The sequence below is a fragment of the Albidovulum sp. genome, assembly GCF_049646345.1.
Lineage (GTDB): Bacteria > Pseudomonadota > Alphaproteobacteria > Rhodobacterales > Rhodobacteraceae > Albidovulum.
In genome coordinates this window covers 1-1,623 of record NZ_JBARVQ010000676.1, presented here as the reverse complement: position 1 = coordinate 1,623, position 1,623 = coordinate 1, and the positions used below count along the sequence as shown (strand labels likewise).

Annotated in this window: 2 protein-coding genes; both read right to left on the bottom strand. The window is 63.2% G+C overall.

Translation table 11 applies throughout. The features are described 5' to 3' along the window. Positions 1-1,038, bottom strand: a 1,038-nt coding sequence (nirJ, locus tag WBB85_RS17705; protein WP_432639916.1) for a heme d1 biosynthesis radical SAM protein NirJ, incomplete at its 3' end; no start/stop codon positions are given. Continuing rightward, positions 1,038-1,523, bottom strand: coding sequence for a siroheme decarboxylase subunit beta (ahbB, locus tag WBB85_RS17700; RefSeq protein ID WP_432639915.1), 486 nt, complete (start codon positions 1,521-1,523; stop codon positions 1,038-1,040). The genes nirJ and ahbB, both read right to left, overlap by 1 nt. Between the last annotated feature and the right edge of the window lie 100 nt (positions 1,524-1,623).

Here is a 1,623-nt window from a genome sequence, read left to right as displayed (position 1 = left end):
CGATTTGAATGCGCATGCACCACAGCGGCCCTTCAAGGGGCGGGGACGCTGGCGCAGTGTGGCCAACATCGGGTCATCGCCGGTCCAGAGGTCCGAAAACAGTGTCTGTTTCACGCTGCCGACGGTGTAGTCCGACCAGTAGGTGTCAGGATGAACCTTGCCCTGATGGTCGACATTCGCCACGCCCAGGCCCGAGGAATTTCCGCCCCACGCCTCAAGGTGATCACGGACATGGGCGACCTTTTCCGCATCGAACCGGTCTTCCGCCCAGCGCAGGAACCAGACCGCATCGGCATCGTTGTTGCCGGTCACGACCTCCAGCGGGCGGCCATTCGCGACCGCGTCCCATGCCCGATCGATCAGCAGATCCATCGCCGCCCGGGTTCGGGCATGGGCGGTATCCTCGCCCCGGTTCTTGTCGCCGCGCCCGGCATAGACGAGGTGGGAGAGATAGAACTTGTCCACCCCTTCCGCCTCGCAGAGGTCCAGCATGTCCGGCAGGGTATGGGCATTGTCCTCGGTGATCGTGAAGCGCAGGCCGACCTTTACGCCCTTCGCCTTGCAGGCGCGAACCCCTTCCAGCGCGTCGTCGAAAGCACCTTCGACGCCGCGGAACCAGTCGTTCACCTGGCCGATCCCGTCAAGAGAGATGCCGACATAGTCAAAGCCGAGATCGGCGATGCGGTCGGCATGTTCGGCGACCTTGGTGCCGTTGGTCGAAAGGCTGAGATGGCGGAAGTTCAGTGCCCGGGCGCGTTCGGCCAGATCGAAGAAGTCGAAGCGGGAAAGCGGCTCACCCCCGGAGAGGATCAGCGCTGGGATCCGGAAGGCGGAGAGATCGTCGAGCACCGCCATCGCCTGTTCGTGGGAAAGCTCGCCGGGGAAATGCACATCCGCCGAGGTCGTGTAGCAGTGCCGGCATTTGAGGTTGCAGCGCCGGGTCAGGTTCCAGATCACAACCGGTTTCACCGGGCCGGAGCGCTGCCGCACCGGGATCGGGCGCACCAGTTCCTGCATGTATTGCGTCAGCCGGAACATCAGCCCCCCTCTCTGAGCCGTAGCCCGGTTTTTTTCAGAATTCGGGTGGAATAGAGTATATCGGATGCCCTGCTGGCCGCGCCCAGAAGGGCTGCTACCTCGGTCCGTTTTGCCTCGACTTCCGGCCGGTCATGGCCATGGATCATGGCGAAGAGGTTATAGGGCCAGTCCGGCAGGGCGCGGGGCCGCAGATAACAATGGCTGACGAAATCAAGGGCGCCGACCTTCGAACCCAAAGCCTCGGCCCGGTCGTCCGCAACATCCCAGACGCTCATCCCGTTTGCGATCACGCCCAAAGCATAGTGGTTGGGCGCGAGTGCGATGCGGCGGATCACGCCTTTCTTCTGCATCGCAGCCAGACGGTCGATCACTTCACCCTCGCTCATCCCCAGCCAGCCCGCCACGACCGCATAGGGCGCGGGCGCCAGCGGCAGTCCGCTTTGCGTGGCGTTGATAATGCGGCGGTCGGTCGCGTCGATTGTCATGCCTTCACCCGGAGTCCGATGAAGAACTCCTTCAGTTTCGGAAAGCGCAGGACGGAAAGGTCGGTTTCCTTTTCGATCGCCCGCGCGGTCTTTTCGATCC

Bases quoted from the DNA above. Each gene is read 5' to 3' on its own strand.
- ahbB (WP_432639915.1), bottom strand. From the start codon at position 1,523: ATGACAATCGACGCGACCGACCGCCGCATTATCAACGCCACGCAAAGC.